The sequence below is a fragment of the bacterium genome (genome assembly GCA_040755755.1).
Lineage (GTDB): Bacteria > SZUA-182 > SZUA-182 > DTGQ01 > DTGQ01 > DTGQ01.
On record JBFLZW010000026.1, the window covers coordinates 1 to 2,475 of the forward strand.

Annotated in this window: 1 protein-coding gene; it reads left to right on the forward strand. The window is 54.8% G+C overall.

Features of this window, described 5'->3' with window-relative positions:
* Window positions 1-2,475 (forward strand): type I polyketide synthase (locus AB1611_09155; GenBank protein ID MEW6379761.1); only part of this gene is annotated, 2,475 nt, incomplete at both ends.

Here is a 2,475-nt window from a genome sequence, read left to right on the forward strand (position 1 = left end):
GATTTGTCAGGCGCTGGCAGGAGATAGCTTTTGGAAGCGAGACTGATAAGGACACCCAGGACGATGCCGGCAAAGGCACTCAGGACGACACTGATAAAGCCAATCAGGATCAGATACCCGCCCTGCTCAGAGAGCATGGTGTGTATGTGATCACCGGGGGGCTGGGCGGGCTTGGGCTCATCTTTGCCCGATATCTGGCCAGACAGGTGAGAGCAAAGCTTGTTCTGGCAGGCCGCTCAGATCTGGGCACCAGGGGGCAGGATAAGATTACCGGGCTGGAATCCCTGGGGGCTGAGGTAGTCTATGTCCAAGCAGATATAGCCAGCAAAGAGCAGGCACAGGAGCTTATAGCCAAAGCCAGGCAGCGATTTGGCAGGATACACGGAGTAATACACAGTGCCGGGGTAGTCAGGGATGCGCTCTTGTCCAAAAAAACACCGGAGGATATGGAACAGGTCCTGGCTCCCAAGGTGTATGGCACCCTGTATCTGGACGATGCCACCCGTGATGAGCAGCTTGACTTTTTTGTCCTGTTCTCATCGCTTGCGGCTGCAATTGGCAATGTCGGGCAGGCGGATTATGCCTATGCCAACAGCTTCATGGATAATTTTGCCGCCTGGCGGGAAGGGCTGCGCGCCAGGCATGAGCGCTCTGGCAAGAGCATCTCCATCAACTGGCCGCTGTGGCAGGAAGGCGGCATGAGGATGGATGAGCAGACCAAAATCCTGTTCAGCAGGACTATGGGCCTTAAGGCACTTGAGACCGAAGACGGGTTATCTGCTTTTGCCCGGTGTATGGCCCTTGAAGAAAGCCAGGTTCTGGTCATCGAGGGTGAGAAGGGAAAAATCAGGCGGGCGCTTGGCATGGCGGCAGGCTCCGGGAATGAGTTTGCTGGGCCTTCAATGCCGGAGGCTCAAGCCGGTAAGGCCAGGGCAGAGAAGGCCAGAGTGGAAGGAGAGAGTCTTAGAGTAGATCAGGGACTCAGGCCGGATGAGCAGGAGTTCAGGCCAGATGAGCAGGGGATCAGGATAGATGAGCAGGAGTTGTGCCAGAGGATTCAAAAGGACCTGCTGAAGGCGGTCTCGGAGACTCTCAAGATCAGGGAAAAGGACCTTGACCCGGATGAGGATCTGAGCGGGTATGGATTTGATTCCCTCAGCTTCACCGAGTTTGCCAACCGGATAAATGAAAAATACGGCCTCGAGCTTACACCGGCTATTTTCTTCGAGTACCCTTCCATTGGTTCATTCGCTCAATACCTGAGCCGGGAACAGAGAGACAGGCTCATTTCCTTCTATCAGGATAGTGTAAAGATGACCAGGCAACCCGCACTGAAGGCGAGCGGGCAACCTGTAGTGGATGAGCCAGTAGAGGAGGCTTTTGAGGATACTTTTGAGGAGATCAGGCTCAAGTCCCGGTTCCTCCAGAGCTTGAGCCCTGAAAGGTCGCAGGCAGATGGAGCCAATCAGTATTCCAGTGCCAGCAGCGAGCCGATAGCCATCATTGGCATGGCCGGGATGATGCCCCAGTCAGAGGACCTTGATATTTTCTGGAAGCACCTGGAAGAGGGGAAGGACCTTATCACGGAAATTCCACCAGACAGATGGGATTGGCGTACCTACTTTGGTGATCCGGCCAGGGAAGAGAATAAGACAACCATTAAGTGGGGCGGATTCATGAAAGAGGTGGATAAATTCGATGCCGCCTTCTTTGGCATATCGCCCCGTGAAGCAGAGCTGATGGACCCCCAGCAGAGGATTTTCCTGCAAACAGTATGGAAAACCATCGAGGATGCAGGCTATAAGCCCTCCGATTTATCCGGCACCAGAACCGGACTGTTTGTCGGGGTGGCCAGCTCGGATTACCAGGATATATTAAGATCGCAGGGTATCAGTATAGAAGCCTATGTCTCAACCGGCATGTCCCACTCGATCCTGGCCAACCGCATCTCTTTCCTTCTCAATCTGCATGGGCCGAGTGAGCCGATTGACACTGCCTGCTCAAGCTCCCTGGTGGCTATCCACCGGGCAGTGGAGACCATTCGCACAGGGGGCTGTGAGATGGCCATAGCGGGTGGAGTCAATGTCATCCTGAGCCCTGCCCTCTATATTTCCTTCAGCAAAGCAGGCATGCTGTGTGAGGATGGCCGGTGCAAGACATTCGACAAGCGGGCCAATGGCTATGTCAGGGGTGAAGGGGCAGGAGCCATCCTGCTCAAGCCCCTGAGCAGAGCACTGGCGGATAACGATCACATCTATGCCCTGATCAGAGCCACAGCGGAAAATCATGGCGGCCATGCAACATCCCTGACTGCCCCCAATCCCAATGCTCAGGCACAACTGCTGGTCAGTGCATACGAGAAGGCACAGATCGATCCTGCCACAGTCAGCTATATCGAAACCCACGGGACAGGAACCAGTCTGGGTGATCCGATCGAGATCAACGGCTTGAAGAAAGCCTTCGAGGAGCTGTATA